The organism is Microbacterium sp. Root180 (genome assembly GCF_001428485.1).
Lineage (GTDB): Bacteria > Actinomycetota > Actinomycetes > Actinomycetales > Microbacteriaceae > Microbacterium.
This window is the reverse complement of record NZ_LMHS01000003.1, coordinates 1,388,898-1,414,030: the sequence shown is the minus strand read 5'-3', so window position 1 is coordinate 1,414,030 and position 25,133 is coordinate 1,388,898. Positions and strand designations below refer to the sequence as shown.

At 70.8% G+C, this 25,133-nt stretch carries 19 protein-coding genes and 1 pseudogene; 13 read left to right on the top strand and 7 right to left on the bottom strand.

The features are described from left to right. Positions 1 to 147 precede the first annotated feature (147 nt). Positions 148 to 1,020, top strand: a complete 873-nt coding sequence (locus ASD93_RS14110) for an SDR family oxidoreductase (RefSeq protein WP_056123850.1) — start codon at positions 148 to 150, stop codon at positions 1,018 to 1,020. Between the two features lie 82 nt (positions 1,021 to 1,102). On the opposite strand, the gene ASD93_RS14105 is transcribed toward ASD93_RS14110, so the two are convergent. Both ASD93_RS14105 and ASD93_RS14100 read right to left on the bottom strand, forming a co-directional pair. Beyond that, positions 1,103 to 3,613, bottom strand: coding sequence for a DEAD/DEAH box helicase (locus ASD93_RS14105; RefSeq protein ID WP_056123846.1), 2,511 nt, complete (start codon positions 3,611 to 3,613; stop codon positions 1,103 to 1,105). A 58-nt stretch (positions 3,614 to 3,671) separates the two neighbouring features. Beyond that, positions 3,672 to 4,550, bottom strand: a complete 879-nt coding sequence (locus tag ASD93_RS14100; RefSeq protein ID WP_056123843.1) for an SGNH/GDSL hydrolase family protein — start codon at positions 4,548 to 4,550, stop codon at positions 3,672 to 3,674. A 172-nt stretch (positions 4,551 to 4,722) separates the two neighbouring features. Here ASD93_RS14100 and ASD93_RS14095 point away from each other — a divergent pair, with 172 nt between their 5' ends. Together ASD93_RS14095 and ASD93_RS14090 are read left to right on the top strand one after the other, a co-directional pair. Then, entirely contained in the window at positions 4,723 to 5,043 is a 321-nt protein-coding gene (locus ASD93_RS14095; RefSeq protein WP_056123840.1) for a GNAT family N-acetyltransferase, read from the top strand. Positions 5,044 to 5,053: 10 nt separating this feature from the next. After that, complete coding sequence (locus ASD93_RS14090) at positions 5,054 to 6,061, top strand: pirin family protein (protein ID WP_056123838.1); 1,008 nt, start codon at positions 5,054 to 5,056, stop codon at positions 6,059 to 6,061. Positions 6,062 to 6,131: 70 nt separating this feature from the next. On the opposite strand, the gene ASD93_RS14085 is transcribed toward ASD93_RS14090, so the two are convergent. Next, positions 6,132 to 9,611 (bottom strand): S8 family serine peptidase, encoded by a 3,480-nt coding sequence (locus ASD93_RS14085; RefSeq protein ID WP_162253400.1) that lies wholly within the window; start codon positions 9,609 to 9,611, stop codon positions 6,132 to 6,134. A 238-nt stretch (positions 9,612 to 9,849) separates the two neighbouring features. On the opposite strand from ASD93_RS14085, the gene ASD93_RS14080 reads away from it, so the two are divergent. The 5 genes from ASD93_RS14080 (at position 9,850) to ASD93_RS14060 (ending at position 14,642) form a co-directional block, all read left to right on the top strand. Beyond that, positions 9,850 to 10,401, top strand: coding sequence for an ECF transporter S component (locus tag ASD93_RS14080; RefSeq protein WP_056123835.1), 552 nt, complete (start codon positions 9,850 to 9,852; stop codon positions 10,399 to 10,401). Between the two features lie 73 nt (positions 10,402 to 10,474). Continuing rightward, the gene (locus ASD93_RS14075; RefSeq protein ID WP_056123833.1) at positions 10,475 to 12,313 is read left to right on the top strand and encodes an ABC transporter ATP-binding protein; all 1,839 of its coding nucleotides are present in this window, start codon (positions 10,475 to 10,477) and stop codon (positions 12,311 to 12,313) included. Continuing rightward, positions 12,310 to 13,155: an energy-coupling factor transporter transmembrane component T gene (locus ASD93_RS14070; protein WP_082569345.1), complete on the top strand. Its 846-nt coding sequence runs from the start codon at positions 12,310 to 12,312 to the stop codon at positions 13,153 to 13,155. Before ASD93_RS14075 ends, ASD93_RS14070 begins: the two co-directional genes overlap by 4 nt. A gap of 42 nt (positions 13,156 to 13,197) precedes the next feature. After that, complete coding sequence (locus ASD93_RS14065; protein WP_056123830.1) at positions 13,198 to 14,073, top strand: siderophore-interacting protein; 876 nt, start codon at positions 13,198 to 13,200, stop codon at positions 14,071 to 14,073. Then, positions 14,070 to 14,642 (top strand): ECF transporter S component, encoded by a 573-nt coding sequence (locus tag ASD93_RS14060; RefSeq protein ID WP_056123826.1) that lies wholly within the window; start codon positions 14,070 to 14,072, stop codon positions 14,640 to 14,642. The genes ASD93_RS14065 and ASD93_RS14060 overlap by 4 nt, the downstream gene beginning before the upstream one ends. A gap of 82 nt (positions 14,643 to 14,724) precedes the next feature. Here ASD93_RS14060 and ASD93_RS14055 read toward each other — a convergent pair whose 3' ends face one another. Continuing rightward, complete coding sequence (locus ASD93_RS14055) at positions 14,725 to 15,888, bottom strand: acyl-CoA dehydrogenase family protein (protein ID WP_056123823.1); 1,164 nt, start codon at positions 15,886 to 15,888, stop codon at positions 14,725 to 14,727. A gap of 185 nt (positions 15,889 to 16,073) precedes the next feature. After that, a complete protein-coding gene (locus tag ASD93_RS14050) occupies positions 16,074 to 17,237 on the bottom strand; it encodes a M15 family metallopeptidase (RefSeq protein WP_162253399.1) in 1,164 nt (387 codons plus the stop codon). A gap of 108 nt (positions 17,238 to 17,345) precedes the next feature. Between ASD93_RS14050 and ASD93_RS14045 the strand changes: the two genes are divergently transcribed. Beyond that, the gene (locus ASD93_RS14045) at positions 17,346 to 18,428 is read left to right on the top strand and encodes an Rv2578c family radical SAM protein (protein ID WP_056123817.1); all 1,083 of its coding nucleotides are present in this window, start codon (positions 17,346 to 17,348) and stop codon (positions 18,426 to 18,428) included. 4 nt (positions 18,429 to 18,432) lie between these two features. Here the strand turns inward: ASD93_RS14045 and ASD93_RS14040 are convergent, their stop codons facing one another. Beyond that, positions 18,433 to 19,332: an alpha/beta fold hydrolase gene (locus tag ASD93_RS14040; RefSeq protein WP_056123815.1), complete on the bottom strand. Its 900-nt coding sequence runs from the start codon at positions 19,330 to 19,332 to the stop codon at positions 18,433 to 18,435. Positions 19,333 to 19,402: 70 nt separating this feature from the next. Between ASD93_RS14040 and ASD93_RS14035 the strand changes: the two genes are divergently transcribed. After that, positions 19,403 to 20,068 carry a TetR/AcrR family transcriptional regulator gene (locus ASD93_RS14035; protein WP_056123812.1) on the top strand — a complete coding sequence of 222 codons (666 nt, stop codon included), beginning with the start codon at positions 19,403 to 19,405 and terminating at the stop codon, positions 20,066 to 20,068. A gap of 65 nt (positions 20,069 to 20,133) precedes the next feature. Here ASD93_RS14035 and ASD93_RS14030 read toward each other — a convergent pair whose 3' ends face one another. After that, positions 20,134 to 22,236, bottom strand: a complete 2,103-nt coding sequence (locus ASD93_RS14030) for a DEAD/DEAH box helicase (RefSeq protein WP_056123809.1) — start codon at positions 22,234 to 22,236, stop codon at positions 20,134 to 20,136. A gap of 522 nt (positions 22,237 to 22,758) precedes the next feature. Here ASD93_RS14030 and ASD93_RS16320 point away from each other — a divergent pair. The 3 genes and pseudogenes from ASD93_RS16320 to ASD93_RS14015 form a co-directional block, all read left to right on the top strand. Continuing rightward, positions 22,759 to 23,208, top strand: a pseudogene (locus ASD93_RS16320) (DUF998 domain-containing protein); the annotation flags it as partial. Between the two features lie 152 nt (positions 23,209 to 23,360). Then, entirely contained in the window at positions 23,361 to 23,993 is a 633-nt protein-coding gene (locus ASD93_RS14020; protein ID WP_082569343.1) for an antibiotic biosynthesis monooxygenase, read from the top strand. 58 nt (positions 23,994 to 24,051) lie between these two features. Further along, entirely contained in the window at positions 24,052 to 25,128 is a 1,077-nt protein-coding gene (locus ASD93_RS14015) for a DUF998 domain-containing protein (RefSeq protein ID WP_056123806.1), read from the top strand. Positions 25,129 to 25,133: the final 5 nt, after the last annotated feature.

The window sequence follows — 25,133 nt, the reverse complement described above, 5'->3', positions numbered from 1 at the left end:
GGCTCCCGACGCGGAACCCGATGATGCCCGGCCTGTGCGCACCGGCTTCGCGAGAACGCGCGTGTGTCTCGCCTCGCACCCGAAAAGGGGACACAAGTGCGTTCTCGGCGAGCAGCTCTCGATGAGCGGCGCTAGCATCCGAGAGGCATGTTCCTCTCCGACCACCTCCCCCTTCGCGGACGCACCGCGCTGATCACCGGGGTCTCGCGCCGGCGCGGCATCGGGTTCGCCGTCGCGCGACGCTTCGCTGCGCTCGGCGCCGATGTCTTCATCCACCACTTCTCCGCGCACGACACTCCGCAGCCGTGGGGCGGTGACGACCTCGATCTCGTGCGGTCGGAGCTGCGCGCGGCACTGGCCGACGGCGCCCGGTTCGGCGATATCGACGCCGATCTGCGCAACCCCACCGCGATCGAGCGGGTCATCGACGCCGCCCGCGCACTCACCGGCCGGCTCGACATCCTCGTCTGCAATCACGCGCAGTCCGGCGGCGACGGCGCGCTCCTGGACATGACCGCCGACCGGCTCGACTCCTTCTGGGCCACGAACGCGCGCTCCACGCTGCTGCTCACGCGGGCGTTCGCGGCGATCCATGCGGGCGATGCTCCCGGTGCCAGGCCGGGCGAGCGCACCGCGCGCACCGAGCCCTTCGCCGCGCCGGTCGGCCGCGTGTTCTGGATGACGTCGGGCCAGATCCACGGCCCGATGCGCGGCGAGGTCGCCTACGCGACGAGCAAGGCTGCTCTGGCGGGCATCACGCCGACGGTCGCCGCCGAGCTCCTCGACCTGGGCATCATCCTCAACACGATCGATCCGGGGCCGGTCAACACCGGCTACCTCGACCCCGAGACCACGGACCGGCCGCTCGACGAGATCCAGGACTGGATCCGCACGACGCCGTTCGGCCGCGTCGGGCATCCCGAGGACCCCGCGAACCTCATCGCGTGGCTCGCGACCGATGAGGGGGCGTGGGTGATCGGCCAGGTCCTGTCCTCGGACGGCGGCTTCAGCCTCGGCTGACCCCGGCTTGCCGAGAACGCGCCTGTGTCAGGTCTATGGGCCGATTCGGGGACACACGCGCGTTCTCGGCGAGCAGAGGGGGCTAGAGACGGACGACGTCGGTGATACGCACCACAGCGGTGCCGGCCTCCTCGGACGCGGGCAGGTCGACCTCGCCGCGGATGCGCCAGTCGTGGTTCCCCTCGGGGTCGTCGATCGTCTGCTCGACGCGCCAGAGACCGGATGCCGCGGCCGGCGTCTCATCGATGGTCACGAGCCGCGGCGACCGGGCGGGGCCGCCCGTCAGCAGCTCGTCGTGCTCGTCGAAGTAGGCGTCGAGCGCAGCCGGCCAGTCGGCGTCGGGGTCGAGCGCCACGAGGTCGTCGTCGCGCTGCAGCGCCGCCAGCTGCACACGGCGGAACAGCTCATTGCGCACGAGCACGAGGAACGCGCGGCGATTGGTGAGCACCGACGGTGGCGCGGGCGGCACCACCGGCTGGTCGGGGTCGGCTGCGGGGTTGATCAGCGCCTCCCACTCGTCCACGAGACTCGAGTCGACCTGGCGAACGAGCTCGCCGAGCCAGGCGACGAGGTCGTGCAGGGACTCGGTCTGCGCCTCGGCGGGCACGGTCTGCCGGATCGCGCGGTAGGCGTCGGAGAGGTACCGCAGCACGAGGCCCTCGCTGCGGGCGAGCTGGTAGTGGTTGATCAGCTCGGCGAAGGAGAACGCCCGCTCGAACATGTCGCGCACCACCGACTTGGGCGAGAGCTCGAAGTCGCGCACCCATGGCTGGCTCGTTGCGAACACCTCGTACGACTGGGCGAGGAGCTCCTCGAGCGGCTTCGGGTACGAGACCTCCTCGAGCAGCTCCATGCGCTCGTCGTACTCGATGCCCTCGCGCTTCATGGCGGCGACGGCCTCGCCGCGAGCGAGGAACTGCTGCTGCGAGAGCACCGGACGCGGGTCGTCGAGCGTCGCCTCGATCACGCTCACGACGTCGAGCGCGTAGTGTCCGGTCCCCGCGCCTCCCGGCGACTCCTGCGGATCGAGCAGACCGATGGCGGCGAGCGCGAACGGGGACAGCGGCTGATTGAGTGCGAAGTTGGGCTGCAGATCTACGGTGAGGCGGATGTCGCCCGTGGACCGGTCGATCTCGACGACGTCGGCGGCCAGCAGCGTGCGGAAGATCGCGAGGGCGCGGCGGGCGAGCTCGAACTGGCGGGCCCTCGGCTCGTGGTTGTCGCGCACGAGGGCGCGCACGTTCGAGAACACGTCGCCGCCGCGCGCGATGACGTTGATGAGCATGGCGGCCGTAAGTTGCAGCTGCGGCACCAGCGGCTCGGGCTCGGCCTCGATGAGGCGGTCGAAGGTCGACTCGCTCCAGTTGACGAATCCCTGCGGCGCCTTCTTGCGCACGATCTTCTTGAGCTTCTTGGGGTCATCGCCGGCCTTGGCGAGCGCGACGGCGTTGTCGACCTCGTGATCGGGCGCCATCACCACGACGGTTCCGGCGGTGTCGTAGCCCGCCCGCCCGGCGCGCCCGGCGACCTGGTGGAACTCGCGGGCGCTGAGCTGCCGCATCCGCTGTCCGTCGTATTTCGCGAGCGCCGTCACCAGCACGGTGCGGATCGGCACGTTGATGCCGACGCCGAGGGTGTCGGTGCCGCAGATCACGCGGAGCAGGCCGCGCTGGGCGAGCGTCTCGACCAGTCGTCGATAGCGCGGCAGCATGCCGGCGTGGTGCACGCCGATCCCGGCACGGACGTAGCGCGACAGCGTGCGGCCGAATGCCGTCGTGAAGCGGAATCCGCCGATCGCCTCGGCGATCGCGTCACGCTGCTCGCGCGAGACCACCCGGATCGACGAGAGGGCCTGCGCACGCTCCATGGCGGCGGCCTGCGAGAAGTGCACGACGTACACCGGAGACTGCCCGGTCTGCAGCAGCTCCTCCACGGTCTCGTGCACGGGAGTGCGCGCATACGAGAAGAAGAGCGGCACGGGGCGCTCGACGCCGGTGATGCGCGCAGTCGGGCGGCCGGTGCGACGCGACAGATCGTCGGCGATCGCGGTGACATCGCCGAGCGTCGCCGACATCAGCACGAACTGGGCGCGCGGGAGCAGCAGCAGCGGCACCTGCCACGCCCATCCGCGATCGGAGTCGCCGTAGTAGTGGAACTCGTCCATCACGACCTGGTCGACCGCGGCATCCGCTCCCCGTCGCAGTGCGAGGTTCGCGAGGATCTCCGCCGTGCAGCACACGATCGGCGCGTCGGGGTTCACCGACGAATCGCCCGTCACCATGCCGACGTTGGCCGCGCCGAAGATCTCGACGAGGGCGAAGAACTTCTCACTCACGAGGGCCTTGATCGGCGCCGTGTAGTACGTGCGCCCCCCGCGGGCGAGGGCGGCGGCGTGCGCAGCGACGGCGACGAGCGACTTGCCCGTCCCCGTCGGGGTGGACAGGATCACGTTCGAGCCCGACACGATCTCGATGACCGCCTCGTCCTGCGCGGGATACAGGGTCAGCCCGCGAGCGGCGGCCCACTCGACGAAGCCCAGATAGGCGGTGTCGTCGTCGGCGCCGCGCGGCACGGCGTCGAGGAGCGAGAGCATCCTCCGAGTCTGCCAGGCCGGGCGCCGGGGCAGACCCGGGAGAGGCGGATGCCGCGTCCTACGGAGCGAGCGCGGCGGCGATCGCGGCCGCGTACGCCTGCTGGCCCGCGGCGTTCGGGTGGAACGCCCCGTCGGACTTGTTGCCCGACGAGAGTCCGCTGATCCAGCGGTCGCCCGTGTCGCACAGGGCATGGCCGGCGAAGGCGCCGCTCACGTCCACCGGAACGACGGCGTCGAGCATGCCGCCGTGGGTCTGGGCGTAGAGGAACTGGTACCCCTGAAGGCCCTGGGCGATCTCGAGGTTGATGCCGTTGACGATGCTGTTCGCGATCGCGGCCTGCTGCGCGGTGACCTTGGCCGGCGCGCCCTGGTACCCGCCGATGGTGCAGGTGCCGCCCGTCGAGCCGAAGAGGCGGGGATACCCGGTGATCGCGATCACCGCATGCGGCGCCGCCGCGCGGATCGCCGTCAGGACCGCGACCGTGTCCGCGTCGAGGTCGCCCACGTCGGCGATGGCGGCGAGTGCCTGCTGGCACGCGACGGGGTCGCCGACGGCGCACACGGCGAGCGCGTTCTGCCAGCCGGTGTTGTTCGCACCGGACGTCACCGTCACGAGCCGCGTGTCGGTGCCGATCGCGCCGGCGGCATCCAGCACCGCGAGCTGCTGCAGGACTCCGGTCGTCGTCGCTCCCGAGCAGGCGGCGCTCACCGGAGCGGCGCCGAGCATCGACCCGAGCAGGTGCGGGTAGGCCTTCTTCGAGCGCAGGCAGGCGGCGTCGACGTAGGGCAGGTTCCCAGTGCCGGCGGCGATCGAGTCGCCTACGGCGACATAGGGAGCCCCGTCCGGCACGGCGGCCACCGCCGCGGACGAGGTGCCCAGCAGCGCGGTGGCGCTGAGAGCGAGGGCCGCGAGCGCGGCCAGAGCATGGCGCTTCATGATTTCCCCTTCGAATCCTGCAACGGATTGATCGATTCCCCCATGAATCGGCCGCTGATCGCCGATGAGGCTGACGTTAGACCTGCCGGTCACCCCGTGCCAGGGGGTCGGTGCACGCTGGCGGAACACGGTCGGTCGCCCGTACGTTGAACTCGACGACGAAAGGATGCCGATGCCCGCCTCCACCGACGAGATCACCGTCGCACGCAACGACGAGGAACGCCGCTACGAGATCCATGTCGGCGACGTCCTCGCCGGATTCACGATCTTCCGGCCGGACGCGCAGGGGCGCCTGCGCTTCCCGCACACCGAGGTGGATCCCGCCTTCCGCGGCCGCGGTCTGGCACAGGCCGTCGTGGCCGAGGCGATGGCCGATGCCGCCCGCCGCGGCGAGACCGTCGTCCCGCACTGCCCCGTGGTCGCGAAGTACCTCCGCGAGCACGACGTCCCCGGCCTCACCGTGGCCTGGCCCGAGCACCCGCACCCCGAGTGACTCCCGCGCCATGACGAGGCTCGACACCGACGAAGAGGTCGCGACCGCCCTTCGACAGGCTCAGGAATCGAAATCCGGAAGCGACGGACCTCGCAACCTGCTGCTCGAGGCGCGCGAGGTGCCGCTGGGTGGCGTCCGGGCGATGAGCGTGCGCCGTGCGCTGCCGCAGCGCGACCTGCCTCTCGTCGGCGCATGGTGCTTCCTCGACCGCTTCGGACCGCAGGTCACCCGCATGCGCGTCGACCCGCACCCGCACATCGGGCTGCAGACCGTCACCTGGCCCTTCGTCGGCGAGGTGCGCCACCGCGACTCGGTCGGCAGCGACGTCGCCGTCCGCCGCGGCGCGCTGAACCTCATGACGAGCGGTGAGGGCATCTCCCATTCCGAGTACTCCGTCGGAGCGGATGCCGCCCCCCTCGACGCGCTGCAGCTGTGGGTCGCCCTTCCCGAGTCACGGCGACACGGCCCGCCCGCGTTCGAGCAGCACGACCTGCTGCCCGAAGTCGCGCTCGTCGCCGGTGACGGCGACCCCGGGTCGGCGACGGTCGTGCTGGGTTCATTCGCCGGCGAGACCTCCCCCGCCACGACGCACACGCCGATCGTCGGCGCCGAGATCCGCGTGCCGGCCGGCTCCCGCGTCTCCCTGCCGCTCGACCCCGCGTGGGAGCACGCGCTGGTCGGCGTGGACGGAGACGCCGCGGTGCACGCCGGACCCGGCGGCGAGCCGACCGACCTCGACGACGCGCACCTGCTGTATCTCGGCATCCGTCGCTCATCGGTCGATGTATCGAGCGTCACCGGCGCGACCCTGTTCCTGCTGGGCGGCGAGCCCTTCGAGGACGACATCGTGATGTGGTGGAACTTCGTCGGCCGCACGCACGAGGAGATCGTCGCGGCGCGAGAAGCGTGGGAGTCGCGGGACGCCCGCTTCGGGCGGGTCGTCGACCACGGCGACGAGCGCATCCCCGCTCCACCGCTCCCGGCCGTACGGCTCACACGCCGACGCCGCCGGGTCTGAGCCGCGACGGATCATCGCCGGACGCACGGCAGAGGCGCCCGGGCCGAAGCCCGGACGCCTCCGCGTGCGCTCAGCGCCGGACGAGGAAGCCCGACAGTCCGATCGACGCCTCGACCGTGCCCGAGCCGGGGTACGTCGCCGTGACGACGTGGATGCCCTTGCTCTGCTTCGGCAGCGAGATCGTCACCGCTCCCCCGGTGAGCGTGCCCGAGTACTTCTTGGCGTTCACCCACACGGTCACGGTGCCGGCCGCCGCAGCGCCGCCCGAGGGCGTCACCTTGACGGTCACCTTGTAGTCCTGAGCCGAAGTGCCCACGTAACGGTTCATCGTCACGGCGGTCTTCGACGAGAACTTCACGAAGACGCCGGCGCTGTCGGCCGTGCCCGCGTTGATGTTGCCCGTCTGGGTCGCGGTGACCCGGACCGACAGCGTCGTTCCGACATCGGTCTTGGTCACCTTGTACGACGTCGCGGTGGCGCCCTTGATCGCCGCACCGTCGCGCAGCCACTGGTACGTGATCGCCACGTCCTTCGGCGTCCACGTGCCCGCCGTCGCCTTCAGCGTGGAACCCACCTTGGGCGATCCGCTGATCTTCGGCAGCGCGGTGTTCACCGGCGCCGCCGCCCCGGAGTCCACCGTCAGGATGGTGCGCACCGCCGAGTCGCCGTACTGCACGACGCCGTAGTAGCGCGTGTCCGCCTTCAGGCCGGTCCACGACAGCGCGTACTTCGCCGGCGTGCTCTCGGTCACCGGCAGCGGGTTCGGGGTCGCCTTCAGCGCACCCTCGCCCCCGGCGCCGACGACCGCGGTCGTGAGATCCCACGTGAACGGAGCCGTGTGGCTGTACACGTGCGCCTCGACCAGGTACGTGCCCTGGGTGGGAGCGTCCAGCACGACCGACTCGTCCGCCGCGCCCGAGGCCGACGACCACGTCTCGTAGTAGCGCAGGTCGCTCGGCGACACCACGCGGTACACGAAGAGGTCGAGGTCGGAGCCCTCATCGTCCGACGAGTCGAGGTCGAAGCGTGCGAGCTTCGAGTTCGCGGGCACGTCGACGATGTAGTACGAGTAGCCGTCCTCGTCACCCGTGTTCTCGTTGCCGGTGTGACCCGGGACCGGGTCGCCGTTCGGGAACAGCGGCGTCGTCTGCAGCTTCGCCGGAGCGAGGCCGCCGAGGTTCAGCGCGAGCTGACCCGAGACGCCCGGCGTGATGGTCACCTCGGTGCTGCCGGTGATGCCCTGGCCGCTGACATCCGCCGGTGCATCGGCGGTCACCGGGTACACGGCGATCGGCGAGCGCACCGTCTCGGGACCGGTCCACGTCAGGAAGCCCGTGGCCCACTGCTCGGCCTCGGCGGTGGTCTTCGTGAACGTCACCGTGAACTCCGCGCTCTGGCCCTCGGCGAGGGTCAGCGAGGCAGGCTCGACGACCGCCGTGAGGCCGGGGACCGAAGCGGTCGCGGTGTAGGTGCCGGCGGTCGTCGCACGCACGGTGCGCGTGACCGTCTGCGGGCCCGAGAGCGATCCGATCGCGATGGAGGCGAGGTTCAGGTCGCTGCCGTCGATCGGTTCGGATCCGGAGTCGTAGAGGCTCTTGCCCTGCAGATACTGGAGCCACTCGCCGGGGCCGTTGTCGTAGATCAGGCCCGCGTCGAAGAAGCGGGTCGGATCGACGTGGCCCGCGCCCTGCGCGAACGGGTCGGCACTGGCTGCTCCCGCGGCGTCGACGGTGTCGTACGCCGTGGTCATCATGGCCGACTTGACCTCACCCGGGGTGGCCAGCGGACGCTCGCCGAGGTACAGCGCGGCGAGGCCGGCGACCTGCGGCGACGACATCGACGTGCCGGACTTGAAGCCGAACGTCGGCTCCTCGCCCGCGGCGTTGTGCGTGGCCGCGAGGATCGCGACACCCGGTGCCGAGACGTCGGGCTTGAGGATGTCGCTGCCGTCGGCCAGCATCGGTCCGCGGCTCGAGAAGCCCGCGACCACCGGGGTCGGGGTCTCCACGCCGGTCACGTTCGCGCCCACCAGCGTCGCCGTGGCGCCCGCCGTGTTGCGCACGTAGTCGAGGAGCGCCGTGCGGTGCTGCGCATCGATGTGGACGGTCGGCACCGAGTGGAAGTCGTTGTCGAGCGAACCCGCCGTGACGTTCACGAGGATCATTCCGACACCGCCCGCCTCGGCCACGGTCTGGGACTTCTCCACGCGAGCGTTCGTGCCGCGGTCGCAGACGACGATCTTGCCCGCGACCTTCGCGGGGTCGAGCGTGCCGAGGAAGCACAGCGCGGCCTCCGCCGGGGCGGCTCCGCTCTTGGCGACGTCGCCGGAGTAGACCACCGGCCCGGTGACCGTCTCGCCGAACGGCACCGAGATCGAAGCGCCCGCCTCCTCGAATCCGTTGGGCAGCTGGACGGTGCCCTCGTAGGTCGGGATGGTCGAGGCGGCGACGGTGGTGTACCAGGGCGACGCGTGGTCGGCCGTGGATGCTCCGGGGCCGTCGTTGCCCGCGCTCACGGCGACGAAGATTCCCGCCGCGGCGGCGTTGAAGAACGCGGTGTCCTCGGTGGCGAACGTCGTCGTGGCAGCGCCGCCGCCGATCGAGTAGTTGATGACGTCGACGCCGTCGCCCGCGGCGGCGTTGATCGCTGCCATCAGGTCGCTCAGCGCGCAGACGTCGTCGGTCGTGACGAGCTCGTCGGGCCCGACGTAGCAGGCCTTGTACGCGGCGACCTTCGCGGCCGGCGCGACGCCCGAGACGGTCCCGAAGTCGATTCCCTCGACCGAGGCCGCGACGCCGTGGTTGCCCGCGGCGGTGCTGGCCGTGTGCGACCCGTGCCCGTCGGCGTCACGCGGCGACAGGTAGTCGGGGCCGAAGTCGAAGCCGGATGCAGCGGCACCGGCGCTGAAGTACTTCGCGCCGATGAGCTTCGTCGAGTAGTCGCCGGCGTCCCATTCCTCACCGGTCACCCGCGTGCTCTTGAACACGCCGCCGTCCGCCTTGGTGAACGTGATCGTCTCGCCGACCAGATACGGCTCCGCGCCGGCGGTCGTGCCGAGGGGCGAGCCCGCGAACGAGGGGTTCTCCGGTGCGATGCCGGTGTCGACGACGCCGACGACCGTGCCCGCTCCGGCCGCGCCGATTCCGCCGACGGCGTCCCACACGCCGCCGTCGCCCTCGAGACCGAGGAACTCGGTCGACGACACCGCGTCGGGGTGGAGGATCTCGTCGGGCACGACGGACTGCACACCCCTGCTCCCCGCGAGCTTGGCGGCCTGACCTGCGGTGAGGTTGGCCGTGAACGCGTTGAGGGTGATCGTGAGGTTGCCGTCGGGGGTCACGCCCGCGTCGGCCGCGACATCCGTCTGACGGTCCTGCAGGAAGTTCGAGTACTGCTTCGCGGCCTTGGACGACGCGTCCAGCTTCTCGCCCTCCTCGGGCGCGGTGGGCGCGAGCCCCGGCTCGCCGCCGTCGTACGTGGCGACGGGCGCCTCGTCCAGTAGGACGATGTATCGGCCTGCCGGCAGATCGATGGGGATCGGGGAATTCACCTCCTCCGGCGCTGCTGCGAAACTGGCGGTAGCTGTGGTGCCGGTGAACAGGGCGGCGATTGTGACGACCGCTGCTGCTCTCACGGAGGTTCGACCCATGGAGTCCTCCATCTGGTGTGGGGAGTGTTGTCGCGCCACGTCTTCGGAGCGCAACAGGCTCAAAGCTAGCTGTGAATTTTGGAGGCAAAGATGAGGAAAGTGTGAGAAACGCCGAGGTGCCGAACACTACGCTTGGCATGTGGCCAACCCCTCCCGACTCTCGACGAGCGTTCTGCTCACCTGCGCGGCAATCGGTGTCGCGGCGGGGGTTCTGCAGGCCGGCGCCGGCGCCATCAGTGCGCCCATCTCGGCGGCCGCGCCGATCCTCTACGGCCTCGTCCTCGGCGTTCACGTCCTCCCCGGAGTGATCGCGCAGGAACTCCTGCGCGCCCCGTGGGTCGCTCTGATCACCCACCTCGTCGCGGCGCTCGTCGCCAGCGCGATCGTGCCGGTGTGGATCGGCCGGTACGTCGGCACCGCCCTCCTGATCGGAGGGCTGCAGGAGCTCATCGCGGCGACATCCCGCTACCGGCGCTGGGAGCCGTGGCGGTTCTTCCTGTCCGCGGTCATCATCGGTGCGGTGATCGCCGCGGCGATCTGGTTCGCCGCCGACGTCTCACGATTCCCACTGTGGGGCCAGGTCGTCTACGTCGCCCTCTTCATCCTCGGACCCGTGCTGTGGACTGCCGTCGGCCTCGCCATCGGCCGCGCCCTGCGCCGAGCGGGAGTGCCGCGGCGCGGCCGCACCTGATCGCGGATACTCAGACTCGGTAAGGGTCTACTAAGTTAGGAGACACTTAGTAGACGTCTCACCTGGAAGTCCCGTGACCGCAACAGAGCGCGACCCTTCCGCCGCGCTCGCGGCGGACGTCGCCGCACCCTTCGTCCGCGTGCGCGGGCTCGGCGTGACGCACGACGGCGAGTCGGCAGCGGCTCCGGCATCCGTGACCTTCGACATCGCCCCCGGCGAAGTCGTGCTCCTGCTCGGGCCGAGCGGATCGGGAAAGTCCACGCTCACGCTGGCGCTCAACGGCCTCATCCCCCACGCCGTCCCGGCCGAGGTGACCGGCACCGTCGAGGTCGACGGCCTCGACACCAGCGTCACCACGGTCGCGGAGCTGAGCACGCGGGTCGCCATGGTGTTCCAGGATCCCGACGCGCAGCTGGTGACGGGTACCGTCCTCGATGAGGTCGCCTTCGGGCCGGAGAACCTCCGGATGCCGGTGGCCGAGGTCCTCGAGCGCGCCGAGTCGGCCCTGCGCCGCGTCGGCCTCTGGGACCGTCGCGCCGAGAACCCCGACCGCCTGTCCGGTGGCGGCCGCCAGCGTCTGGCGATCGCGTGCGCGCTCGCGATGGGATCCCCGCTGCTCGTCCTGGACGAGCCCACGGCGAACCTCGACCCGCGGGGCATCGAGGAGGTCTACGCCGCGCTGGGCGAGCTCGTCGCATCCGGCGATCGCGCGATCCTCCTCGTCGAGCACAACCTCGACGCCGCCGTCGGCTTCGTCGACCGCGTCGTCGTGCTGGACGACGCGGGCCGTCTCGCCGCCGACGGCCCCGTCGACGACGTCCTGCGCGGCCGCGCGGACGACCTCCACGCGATGGGCGTGTGGCTGCCGGTGTCGACGATCGCCGCTCTGCGCCTGCGTCGGGCGGGGTACGTGCTCGATCCCCTCCCGCTCACCCCGGACGAGCTGCACGCCGCGCTCGAGGCGCAGCCCCCTCCCCCCTCGGTCGTCGAGCGAGCTGCGTTCCCCCCGGTCGTCGAGCGAGCTGCGCTCCCCCCGGTCGTCGAGCGAGCTGCGCTCCCCCCGGTCGTTGAGCGAGCGCAGCGAGACGAAACGCCGCGCGCTCCACTCATCGCCGTGCGCGGGCTCACCGTGCGCCGTGGACGCGCCGAAGTGCTGCACGGCGTCGACCTCGACGTCGCCGCCGGCGAGTTCGTCGCGATCGTGGGAGCCAACGGCGCCGGGAAGACGACCCTGATCCAGGCACTCGCCGGCGTGATCCCCCCGCCGCGGGGCACCGTGCGCGTCGGCGGACTCGACATCGGCCGGTCGGACGCCCGCACGCTGTCCTCGCGCATCGGATTCGTGTTCCAGAATCCGGAGCACCAGTTCATCGCACACACGGTCTTCGACGAGGTCGCGCACGGCCTCCGGCTGCAGCGCCTCTCGGACGACGAGGTGCGCGAGCGCACGATGGCCCTGCTGCGTCGATTCGGCCTGGAAGGTCGCGCGGAGGCGCACCCCTTCCTGCTCTCGGGCGGACAGAAGCGCCGGCTCTCGGTGGGCACGGCGCTCGTCGCGGGCGCGCCGGTGCTCGTGCTCGACGAGCCGACGTTCGGCCAGGACCGCGCGCGGGCCGACGAGCTGCTCGGGCTGCTCGGCGAGCTCAACGCCGAGGGCACGACGGTGATCGTGGTCACCCACGACATGCAGCTCGTCACCGAGTACGCGCACCGCACGGTCGTGCTCGATGACGGGCGGGTCGTCGCGGCAGGCCCGACGGCGGCGGTCTTCGGCGACGCCGACCTGATCGAGCGCTCGGGCCTGCGGCTGCCGCCGCTGCGGCGCGCGCTGCACGGCCTGGCGCAGCATCCGGAACTCTCCGCGGTGGCACGGATCGCCGACCTCCCGGGCGGAACGGCGGTGCCCGCATGACCGGTCCGCTGACCGCGGCGCAGGGCGTCCGCGCGGCCGTCGATCCCTATGCCGCCCAGGCGCCCGCCGCGCCGGTGCGGTTCCTCTACGCCCTGAACCCCCTCGCGAAGCTCGGCGCGCCCCTGCCCGCGATGGTGCTGCTCGTCTTCGTGCGCGATGCCGCGACCCCGCTCGCCTTCCTCGCCCTGAGCTACGCGATCCTGCTCGTCGGGGTGCGCTTCACGGCGCGACTCGCCGCCGTGCTCGTGGCGCTGCCCCTCGGCGCGGCGATCATCGGCATCGGCTTCTCGGTGTGGACCGACCCTTCGCGCGTCGACCAGTCCGTCGTCGTACTGCAGGTCGGCGGCTGGACGCTCTACGGCGGCGCGCTCGAGGTGGGTCTCGCGACCGGACTGCGCATCGCCGCGATCGTGGCGCTCACGCTCATCGCGGGACTGTCCACGACCGGACCCGACCTCGTGCGGGCGACGGTGCAGCAGCTGCGCGTGCCCTACCGCATCGGGTACACCGCGCTCGCGGCGTTCCGGTTCGTGCCGCGGTTCGGTCACGAGCTGGAGGTGATCCGCCAGGCGCATCGCGTGCGCGGAGCCCATGGCGGGCGCGGTCCGTTCGCCGCGGTGGCGCGCTGGTTCGGCTACATCGTGCCGCTCATGGCGGGTGCGATCCGGCACGCCGAGCGGGTCGCTCTCGCGATGGATGCGCGCGCCTTCGGCGCCCACCCCGACCGCACCGAGCGCCACCTGGTCCCGTTCCGCGCCCGGGACGTCGTCTTCATCGCGGTGCTGTGGGCGGCGTCGGCGGCGATCTTCTGGTTCTTCTCGCCCTTCGGGGCTCCGGCGTAGGCCGGGCCGCAGCATCCGACTCCCTATCCCGACGGAGGATCCATGGCACAGGCCAGCAGACTCGTGAAGCCCGAGACGCAGGGGCTCGTTCACCTGAAGGTGCTCCGGCGCGAGCCGCTCTCGCCGCACTGGATGCGGGTGACGCTCGGCGGTGCCGAGATCGGGAAGTTCCGCGCGATGGGCTACGACCAGTGGTTCCGGCTGTTCCTGCCGCTCGGCGGCGACGAAGGGCTCGATCGGCTGCCCGCCAAGGCCAACAAGATGTTCGGCTATCTGCGCTACCTCCGCATCCCCGACGGCGTGCGGCCGGTCATGCGCAACTACACGGTGCGCGCATTCCGCCCCGCGGCGGATGATCGCGGCGCCGAGATCGACGTCGATTTCGTCCTGCACGGATCGGCCGAGGACGGCACCGCCGGACCCGCTTCGCGGTGGGCTCAGACGTGCGAGCCGGGCGAGAGCGTCGTCCTGATCGACGAGGGCCTCGCCTTCAACCCCGAGCGCGGCACCGACCGCGTCGTGCTCGTCGCCGACGAGACCGGACTTCCCGCGATCGCCGGGGTGTGCGCGTCGCTCCCGGCCCACGCGACCGGGCTCGCCGTCATCGAGGTGCCCACGACCGAGGACGCGCTCGAGTTCGCGCACCCCGCCGGCGTGCGCGTGCAGTGGATCGTGCGCGACCACGACGTCAAGCCCGGGACTCTTGCTCTGGAGGCGCTGCGCGCGGCGTCGCTTCCGGATGCTCCCTTCCACGCCTACCTCGTCGGCGAGCAGTCGCTGCCGACCGAGGGCCGCCGCCTGCTGGTGAACGAGCGCGCGGCGCCGAAGGAGCTCGTGAGCTTCTGCGGCTACTGGCGCGTCGGCGCCGCCTCGCCCACCCCGAAGGCCCAGCTCGCGTCCGCCGAGGTGCACTCGTGAGCCGGGTCGCCACGTCGTACCTGCTCACGTGCGCCGCGATCGGCGTCGCCGGCGGAGTGCTCCTGTGGGCGGCCGGCTGGCTGTCGACCGTGCTGTTCGCCACCGTTCCGTTCGCGTCGGTGGCTCTTGCGGGGCTGTGGCTGCTGCCGGCCACGGTGGCGCTGCGCCTTCTGGAGCGGCCGCTCGCCGGCATCCTCGTCGGTGTGATCTCGGGCCTCGTCGCGTTCCCGTTCTTCGGCGCCGCGGTGTGGTGGGCGCTGTTCGCGGAGATCCCGTTCCTGCTCGCGATCTACCGCTCGTGGCGCACCTGGCAGTACTACGCCGGCGCGGTGTTCGTGGGCATCGTCTACCCGATCGCCGCCGCGGTGTCGTTCAACCTGTGGTCGATGCCCGCGTGGGCGGTGGTCGCGTTCTTCGCGCTGACGATCGTCGGATGCCTCGTCGGCGTCGGCCTCGGCATCCTGATCGCCGACCAGCTCAGGCGCGCGGGCGTCGCGCGGCTGGCACGGCGCCGCGGGCTCGCATCGCGCGGGCTCGGCCGCGGGGACGGACCGGCCGGCCAGCACTGAACCGGCCGCCGACGGCCGCGGAACGACGGATGCCGCGACCCCGAGCCTTCGAGAGGGACGGGGTCGCGGCATCCGGTGTCTGTTACCTCTTGCCGACGATCTGGCGCGCGACGAGATCGCGCATGATCTCGTTCGTGCCGCCGTAGATGCGGTGCACGCGGGCGTCGAGGTAGGCGCGCGCGATCGGGTACTCGGTGATGTAGCCGTAGCCGCCGTGCAGCTGCACGCCGACGTCGAGCAGCTCCGCCTCGCGGTCGGTGGTCCAGAACTTGACCTTGGCCGCCTCTTCGGCCGTCAGCTTCTGGTCCTTGTAGAGCATCATCGCGCGGTCGGTGTAGGCCCACATCACATCGACCGTCGTCGCCATGTCGGCGAGCTTGAAGCGGGTGTTCTGGAAGTCGGCGATGCGCTCGCCGAAGGCCTCGCGGCTGAGCACGTAGTCGCGTGTCCACACGAAGGCGGCTTCGCCGGCAGCCGCCGCGGCGACGCCGATCGAGAGGCGCTCCAGGGGCAGGTTCATCATGAGCTGGATGAAGCCGAGGCCCTCCTTGCCGCCGATGAGGTTGGCGTCGGGAACGAAGACGTCGCTGAACGAGAGCTCGGCGGTGTCCCAGCCGTGGAACCCCATCTTCTCGAGCTTCTTGCTGTGGTCGAAGCCCTCCATGCCGTCCTCGAGGATCAGCAGGCTGAAGGCATCGGGGCGGTTGCCCTCACCGGTCTTCACGAACGTGACGACGATGTCGGCGGTCTTGCCCGAGGAGATGAACGTCTTCGCACCGTTGACGATGTACCCGCCGTCGACCTTCTTGGCGGTCGTCTTGATGCCGCGCAGGTCGGAGCCCGCGCCGGGCTCGGTCATCGCGAGCGCACCGAGGATCTCGCCGGTCGCCATGCCCGGGAGCCACTTCTCCTTCTGCTCCTGCGTGCCCATGTGCACGATGTAGGGCACGGCCAGGTCGTCCTGGATGCCGAGGGCGCCGGCGAGCGAGCCGAGGCCGGCGCCGATCGTCTCCTCGAGCACGACCGCGCGGAAGCGGTAGTCCTGCAGCATGCCGGCGCCGCCGAACTCCTCGGGCACCGACAGGCCGATGATGCCGGCCTCTCCGGCCGCGAGCATCGTGGCCCGGTCGATCTCGCCGTCGGCGTCCCACTGCTTGCGCTTCTCTTCGGACGCGAAGCGCTTGATGAACTCCTTGACGACGTCGCGGAACGCCTCGTGGTCCTCGTCGTAGATGTCGCGCTCCATGTGCGCCTTCCTCTCGTCTTCGAGCGGACGCCCGCGTCGTCGAATGCGACGCAGACACGGGCGACCCCTCCTCGAATCCTAAGGGTGAGGACCGACGCCAGCGGGCGCGATGTGGGATCGGATCCTAAAGACTCTGGAACTCAGTACCGCGATTTGTGGGATGCCTCCACCCGGCATCCTCGGGCTCAGCCGACGTATCCGGGCGCGGGCGGAAGGCCGAAGAACTCCTCGAGCGAGGTCCAGCCGCCGTCGTGGTAGGCCCGGGCGAGCTCGGGTCCGATGTAGCGCAGATGCCACGGTTCGGGGAGGTATCCGGTCACATCCGTGGCACCGTCGACGTAGCGGACGATCCAGCCGTGCTCCCACGAATGCGCCTCGACCCATTCGCCCTGCGGGGAGGCCGCCAGGTCGTCGAGGGTTCCGCACGGCCCCGAGCACGGCACGACGTCACCGCTCAGTCCCGACTGATGCTCGCTGTAGCCGGGGCGGGCGCTCACGAGATCCGCGCCCTCCACGCCACGCGAGTCGACGTGGCGGCCGTACGTCGCCATCTGCGACTGGAACGACCGGAAGCCGCTCAGGAGTGCGATCTCGCCGACCCCCGCCTCGCGTGCAGCCGTCACCATCGAGGTGAGGGCGGCCGAGGCATCCGCGCGCAGCGACCCGCCTTCGAGACTGCGCACGCCCTCGGGGAACATCATGTCCGCCGGCCAGTAGTCCACGGGCTCGTACTGGCGCGTCTTGTTGATGACGGTCCACAGCCGGGCCGGGTCGGAGAGGTCGATGCACGACGCGTCGCCGCCCGCGACGGCGACGCGGAACCATTCGGCGCCGCCCGCCGCCTCGATCGCAGCCGAATCGTCGCCGGCCTCGAGAGCCGCGATCACTTCGGGTGCGGCGCAGATGTCGGTGGATATCGACGTCTGCTCGACGACGGGCACGGGAAGCTGCGAGACCGGGGGCGGTGCCTCGGCGACCACGTGGTCGGCGCCGGCAGCGGGTTCGTTGGTCGAGCCGGTCATCAGCGCCGTGACCCCCGCCGCCCCTCCGAGCAGCACGATGCCCCCCACCACGATGAGCGCCAGCGTCCTCGCGCCAGCGAACCGGCGAGGGCGGGCGTGGCGCCGGGGTGCGTTCGCGTCGTCGGCGGCGAGGATGTCGGGGGCTCGTGCCGCGCGCCGGGACGGGGGCGCCACCTCGGGACCGGTGAGTCCTGCGGGCAGCACGAACGGCGAGAACACGTCCGAGTGCGTCTCGCGGGCACGCCGATCGGCCTCTTCGCGCTGCACTCTGACCGCGCGGCGAGACACCGGGGAGTCGGGCGGTACGGGCACCGTCACAGATGCCATTGTGGCCCACCATCGCCTCGCGAGCGACTGGACGGGGCGGAGAGCTCGAACTTCGATCGCGCCGCCCCGAGGGTTGACACACTGTCGAACATATGTTCCCATGGACGCATGCGGTGGCAGGGGCAGGAGCTGGGGGTGGCGGATGCCGCGGCCCTCCCCGGCCTCGAGCACCTCAATGGCCTGGTCCAGTCGGTGACGACGCCCGATTTCGCCGGCGTCACCTTCCACGAGGTGCTGTGCAAGACAGCGCTCAACCACGTGCCGGGGGCGTCCGCCATGCCCTTCGACTGGACAGTGAACCCGTACCGCGGATGCAGCCATGCGTGCATTTATTGCTTCGCGCGGGGCACCCACGAGTACCTCGAGCTCGACGCCGGTCGCGACTTCGACTCGCAGGTCATCGTGAAGATCAACGTCGCCGAGGTGCTCGAGAAGGAGCTGCGACGCGGCAGCTGGACGCACCAGCCCGTGATGCTCGGCACCAACACCGATCCCTACCAGCGCGCCGAAGGCCGATACAAGCTCATGCCGGGCATCGTGGGCGCGCTCACCGAATCGGGCACGCCCTTCTCGATCCTCACGAAGGGCACGCTGCTGCGGCGAGATCTGCCGCTGCTGACGGATGCCGCGCAGCACGTCGACGTCTCACTGGCGATGTCGATCGCGGTGTTCGACGACGCCCTCCAGCATCTGATCGAGCCGGGGACGCCGACCGCGGCCGCGCGTCTCGAGACCGTCCGCGCCGCGACGGAGGCCGGCTTCCGCGTGACGGTGTTCCTCATGCCGATCATCCCGCACCTCACCGACTCGATCGCCGCGATCGACGACGCGCTCGGGCGCATCCGCGCCGCGGGTGCGGTGCGGGTCGTGTACGGCGCCCTGCACCTCCGCCCCGGCGCGAAGCAGTGGTTCATGCAGTGGCTGGGGCGCGAGCATCCGGAGCTCGTGTCGTCGTACCTCGGTCTCTACCCGGGTGCTTCGTCGACCGCGCCGAAGGCATACAAGGCATGGCTCGCCAAGCGCGTGCGCCCGCTGCTGCGCGTCCATGGACTCGACGGACGCGACGAGGACGACCAGCCGCGGGGCACGCCCGTGCCGGGGCTCGCCGCGCGGGCCGACGCACGGGCCGCGGGCGTCATCGCGACGTCGCGCGGGCGCACCGCGGCCGCCTCCGAACCTCGGCTGTTCTGACCCGTCAAACGGCAGCGCGCACGGTGCCGGGATGCGGCACGGCCGACCGCTGCGCGAGAAACTCGACCACCGCGTCGAGCACGGGATCCGCGGTGAGCACGCGGTTGTGCCCGAACCCGGTGGTGTTCACCACCCGCGCGGTCGGGTGAGCAGCCACGATCCGCCCGAGCTCCCCGACGGGGACCACGCGATCCTCCTCATCGTGGACGGCCAGCAACGGGACCGAGGGCGGCAGCGCGCGCTGCAGCGGCGACAGTCGCGCGAACGGATCCGCTTCGCCCGGGAAGTAGCGCGCGGCGAATCGCTCCCGCAGCGCCGCGGCGGTGCGGCCGTCATACCCGAGCATCGCCTGGAACTGGGAGAGCAGCAGGTCGGCGTCGCCTGGTGCGGCGATCGTCACCACGCGGTCGACCTGCACGCCGGCGCCCGCAGCGACGAGCGCCGCGAGGCCGCCGAAGGAGTGCCCGATCATGGCGTGGATGCGGCCGTAGCGGCGCTGCAGCCCGGCGAGCGCATCCGTCCAGTCGACGAGATACGTGCCGCCGCCGGGAGTCTCGCCGTGCCCGGGAGCGTCGAACGCGACCACGCGCCAGCCCTCCGACACCAGCTCGCGCACGAGCGTTGCGAATTGCGAGGCCCGGCCGTTCCAGCCGTGGGCGAGCAGGACGACGTTGGTCCCGCGGCCCCACTCGTAGACCGTGAGATCGACGCCGCGCCGATCGAGACCGGGGATGCGGATGCTGGACCGCCGCGCCCTTCCCATGGTGGGACGGTCGTCGGGGTGCACCGGCCGAGGCCGCGACACCCGCGCGAAGAGCGGCAGGGCGACGGCGGCGCCCCAGCGCGGGGACACGCGCCCGGCGGCGCGCACGGCCGAGCCGGCGGTGGAGAGTGCGAGATCCATGGCTTCTCCGATCGAGATGTACGTACGATCGTACGTATGAATACGAACGATCGTACGGTAACCTGAACTCATGGTGCAAGAGCCCCGCGATGGCCGCCGCGCGCGCGGCGACGAGTCCCGGCGCGTGATCCTCGCAGCCGCCATCGACGCCGCGTCGGTGGACGGTCTCGAGGGCCTCACCATCGGACGGCTGGCGGATGCCGCAGGCCACAGCAAGAGCGGCGTTGCGACGCTGTTCGGCTCGAAGGAGCAGTTGCAGCTCGCGACGGTCGCCGCCGCACGGGACGTCTTCATCGAGCGCGTCATCGCCCCGGCACGCGCCGGCTCAGAACGGGGACTGGGACGGGTCTGCGCCCTGATCTCGTCGTGGCTCGCGTACTCCGACGAGCGCGTCTTCCGTGGCGGATGCTTCTTCGCGGCGACCTCGGTCGAGTTCGATTCGCGGCCGGGTCCGGTGCGCGATGCCGTCATGGCCGCCTCGAGCGCCTGGGAGGACTACCTTACGGTGTCGATCGAGTACGCGATCGCCGCCGGCGAGCTTCCGGGCCTCGACGACGCGCGCCAGCTCACGTTCGAGATCGTCTCGTTCCTCGAGGCCGCGAACACGCGATCGCTCCTGCACGCCAGCGCCGACCCGTACGACCGCGCCGCCACCGCGCTGCGAGCCCGGCTGCTGTCGCTCGGCGCCGACCCCGCCGCGGTCGCCGGGATCGATCGCGTGCCCGCCGCGGCCTGACGCCCGGAACGCCGAACGACCGCCGGCGATCCGAGGATCGCGGGCGGCCGTCGCGGGCGGGGTCGTCAGGCGTCGACGTTCGCGAGCTGACGCCCGGTGAGCTCCTCGATCACGTCGTCGCCGGGGGCGGCATCCTCGAACGGCGCGTCGATCTCGGCGCGGTCGAGCAGCTCCGTCATACGGCGGCGACGCTGGCGCGTGATCAGCGTGACCACGGTTCCCGAGCGCCCGGCGCGACCGGTGCGCCCCGAGCGGTGAAGGTACGTCTTGTACTCGTCGGGTGCGTCCGCCTGGACCACGAGATCGATGTCGTCGACGTGGATGCCGCGTGCCGCGACATCCGTCGCCACCAGCACGTGGACCCGGCCGGACGTCATCTTCTCGAGGTTGCGCGTGCGCTTGGCCTGATTGAGGTCGCCGTGGAGCGCGAGCGCGGAGATCCCGGCGTCGTCGAACTGCTCGGCGAGCATCTCGGCGTACGCGCGGGTGCGGGCGAACACGAGGGTCTTGCCGTCGCGGTCGACCAGCGACGTCAGGATCTCGGCCTTGTCGCGGTGCTCGATGACCAGCACGCGGTGGTCGATCGTGCCGGAGTCCTGGTCCTCACCGGCCACCTCGTACACGGACGGGTCGACGAGGAACTCGTCCACGAGCGCCGCGACCTCACGGTCGAGAGTCGCCGAGAACAGGAGCTTCTGGCTGCCCTCCGCCGTCAGGCGGAGGATCCGCTGCACGGGCTCGAGGAAGCCGAGTTCGCACATGTGATCGGCCTCGTCCAGCACCGCGATGCGGATCTGGGAGAGATCGAGCTTGCCCTGCTTGACGAGGTCCTCGATGCGGCCGGGGGTCCCGATGATGATGTCGACGCCCTTGCGGAGCGCGCCCACCTGACGGCCCTGCGGCACGCCGCCGTAGATCTGCGTGGTGAACAGGCCGACGCTGCGGGCGATCGGCTGGATCGTGCGGTCGATCTGCAGCGCGAGCTCACGGGTCGGCGCGAGGATGAGCGCCTTCGGCGCACGCGCGAACTCGCGACGCTGGCCCGCCTGCGACTGGAGGACGCTCTCGACGAGAGGGGCGCCGAACGCGATCGTCTTGCCCGAGCCGGTGCGACCGCGTGCCAGGACGTCCTTGCCCTCGAGGATCGGCGGGATCGTCGCCGCCTGAATCGGGAACGGCGTCGCGGCGCCGAGCTCGGCGAGCGTGCGGACGATGTTCTCGCCCAGTCCGAGGTCGCCGAAGGTCACATTCGCGACCTCGCCGGCCTGCACAGCCTCGGCCTGCAGGCGCTCGTGGACGACGTCGACATGCGCCTCGTGTGCGGCCGTGCGGGCGGGAGCGTTCCAATCCGAGCGGGCCGGGCGGTCATCCCGGCGCGGGCGATCGTCCTGACGGGGCCGGTCGTCCCGACGCGGGCGGTCGTCGAACGAGCGCGCCGGACGGTCATCCCGACGCGGGCGGTCATCGCGACGCGGACGATCGTCCTGACGGGGCCGGTCGTCGCGACGCGGACGGTCATCGAACGAACGCGCCGGACGGTCATCGCGGCGGTACGAAGGGCGGGCGTCGCCGAACGAGCGCCGGTCGTCGCGATCGACGCGATCGAGGTGTGCCGGGCGCGCGGGCCGGTCATCGTACGAGCGACGCGGGCGGTCATCGAACGAACGCGCGGGACGGTCGTCGCGACGGGCCGGACGGTCATCGCGACGTGCCGGACGGTCATCGAACGAACGCGCCGGACGGTCATCCCGACGCGGGCGGTCGTCATACGAACGCGCCCCACGGTCATCCCGGCGGGGACGGTCATCCTGCGGGCGCGCCGGACGGTCGTCGCGACGCGGGCGGTCATCGAACGAACGCGCCGGACGATCATCCCGACGGGCCGGACGGTCGTCGAACGAACGCCGGTCGTCGCGACCCTGGCCGTGGGTGCGGATGCCACGAGACTCGTCGCGGCCGACGCGCTCCTGCGCCGTCCAGCGACGCTTGGGTGCGGCATCCGTCGTCTCGGGGCGGTGTCCCCGGTGACCGGCGCTCTTGCTGCCGGCCGTGCCGGCGGACGATTCTCCGGGCCGGCGCTTGCGGTCCTGGTAGTTCGTCTTGGCGCCGTAGCGGGGGTCGAAATTCTTGGCGGGGCGACCGCCCGCGGGCTTCTTGTTCTTGGGCACGGGGTGTCCTTCTGGGTTCGTTCTCGTGGGAACAGCACTCCGCGATCGCATACGTGCGACGCCGCTGGGAGCGGCAGGGAGAGACCCGGACTGTCGTCGGCCGGGGGCCATTCAGATGATGGTCGTCGAGACGGATCCGTCTCCACCATCGGCCCCTTGGACTCACAAACCCATCCGCGCACAGCGCGGTGTCCAGAGCCGACCACTCCAGAGTATCGGTGCATCCTGTGAACCGGCTCATGCCTGATTTCGGATACGCCCTGGGGAATTACATCATTGGGGCGTTATCATACTGGCAGCGGCAATACCGCTGATCTGGGGATCGCGTCCGCAAAGAGCACGACGATCCCCGAGGTAATCGACTAGGGGGGTCGGGGACTTCGGGGCTCGCCGCACCTGAAGAACGTGAGCCCGTTGACCCTCCTCGCCCCTCCCGAACGCTTGAGCGTCACCCCGATCGCCCGCGCGTCCGCGCCGCGACATCGGGCCCGTCACCATGCCCATCACTTCAGCAACGGAGCAATGGCCGCGCTTGCCGCCGGAGTGATCATAGCGATCCTCACGACGCGCGACCCACTGTGGTGGCAGTTGCACTTCTCCCGGCTCGGCAGCTTCGACGATCTTTCCGGACACGTCTTCAACGGCACGGCGATCGTATCCGGATTCCTGCTCGCCACCTACGGTGTTCTCGCCGTCACCGTACTCCCCACCACAACCGGACGCCGCACGGCGCGCGCCTTCCGCGTGTCCGTCGTATCCGCGGGTCTGCATCTGACCGTCGTGGGTCTGATCCCCATCCCGGTGAGCACCGTCATGCACGACATCGCGGCGGCCGGTCTGGGCCTTTCGCTTCTCGCGATCGTCGCGTCGAGCCTCGGGATCCCCGGATTCTCCCAGCGCTTCCGGGCGGTGTCCGCGCTCTGCGTCGTGCTGCTCGCGACGGGGATGGTGCTCCTCACTGCGGGCTTCATCACGCTCGCATGCTTCGAGTTCTTCGGCTTCGCGTCGGTCGGCGCCTGGCTGAGCACGCTCCCCCGCACGCTCGCCGCCTGCCCCGACTCGCCGGCTCACCACCGCGCCGATCTCGCGGCCGAGGTCGCCGAACGGCAGCACGATCCTGTGGAATGGGTGTCATGGCAGAACCCGTGGCCCACCCCATCACCGTTGCGATCGAACGACGCATCGACCCATCTCGCACGGTCGAGGCGACCAGTTGGATGCAGGCCGGCACAGATCTCGCGACCGGCTTCGCGGGTTTCCTCGGCTCGGGATGGGTACGCGCCGGCGAAGGCAGCGACCTCTGGTACATGCTCTACCGCTTCAGCGACATCCCGACCCTCGAAGCGTGGGAGCAGTCGTCCCAGCGGTCGTGGTGGCTCGATTCGGGTCGTGCCTTCGCGAGTGAAGTCCGCGTCGAGCGCCGCACCGGCATCGAAGGATGGTTCGACGCTCCCTTCGCGACACACGTCGAGACTCGCCACGCCGGACCAGCGGATGCCGCAGACCCGACCGGCCCGATTCAGCAGCCGATTCCCGCAGCGCCGCCCCGCTGGAAGCAAGCCGTCACGATCTGGCTCGGCTTCTTCCCCACGAACCTCCTCGCGTCGTGGCTTCTCGGCTTCGTCCCGGGTTTCGCGGATTGGCCGCTCGTACTCCGCGTCCTCCTCGCGACTGTCCTTCTGACGCCGCTCATGACGTACCTCGTTCTTCCGTGGGTCACGAGGATGCTGCGCCCCTGGCTCCACAGAGCGCACTGACGCTGACGCGTCTGGCGCGTCGCGGGGACGCGGCATCCGCCGGTTCTACACTGGCGCCATGACCTCGCCCAGCCCCGCGACGCTGCCCGACGGAACGCCCGCGCCGACGCGCCGCATCGAGTCCGAGGCGGTCTATCTCGCCTTCGCCGGCGGCGTGGTCGGCGCCGTGTACGGACTCGTCGTCGCCTTCATCGCTGCGCGGCTCACCCTCGCCGACGAGGACCCGTTCGCGATGTGGGCCTCGATCGGCGCGGCCGTCGTGGCGGCGGTCTCATCGACGATCGGCTACTGGCGGGCGCGGCGGCGTCCGGGGCAGGAGTGGCGCCGCACGCTTCCCTCGTGGAAGTTCACCGTGAACACGATCTCGGTCGTCATCGTGCACACCGTGCTGGCGTTCCTCGCCACCTACGCGCTCTATCGCGTGCTCGCTCTCGGCTTCATCGGACTGCCGGTGGTCACGTTCTGGGCCGTGGTGCTCATGACCGTGACGCTCGGCCTGACGACATACATCGTGTATCTCTCGGCGTCGAGCATGACCACGCAGCGCATGTCCTCGCTTCTGATGGCGTTCATCGTCATCGGCACGCTCACGGCCATGGTGACCACGCCCGACCCGGAGTGGTGGACGGTCCACTTCAGTCATCTCGGCTCGTTCGACGCGCTGTCGAGCTGGATCTTCAACGGCACGCTCATCGCGGGCGGCCTTCTCGTCACGACCTTCGCGGTGTATATCGCAAACGACATGGACCAGCTCGTCGCTGCCGGAGTGCTCGCGAACCCGCGCGGCGCCCGGGTCGTTCCGGTGCTCTTCGTCGTGATGGGCATCATGCTCGCGTGCGTCGGCATCTTCCCGGTCGACGTGAACCTCGCCCTGCACAACATCTCCGCGTCGGGCATGGCCGCGATGTTCATCGTGCTGCTCGTGAGCGGTCCGAACCTGCTGCGGGGGATGCCGCGCACCTACTTCGTCGCGTCGTGGTCGTTCTTCGCCGCGACCATCGCGTCGGTGATCCTCTTCATCCCGGCGGTCGGCTACTTCTCTCTCACCGCGTTCGAGATCATCGTGTTCGCGCTGATCTTCGGCTGGATCGCCGTCTTCATCCGCTTCCTCGAAGCCGCGGATCGCACCGACTGATCTGC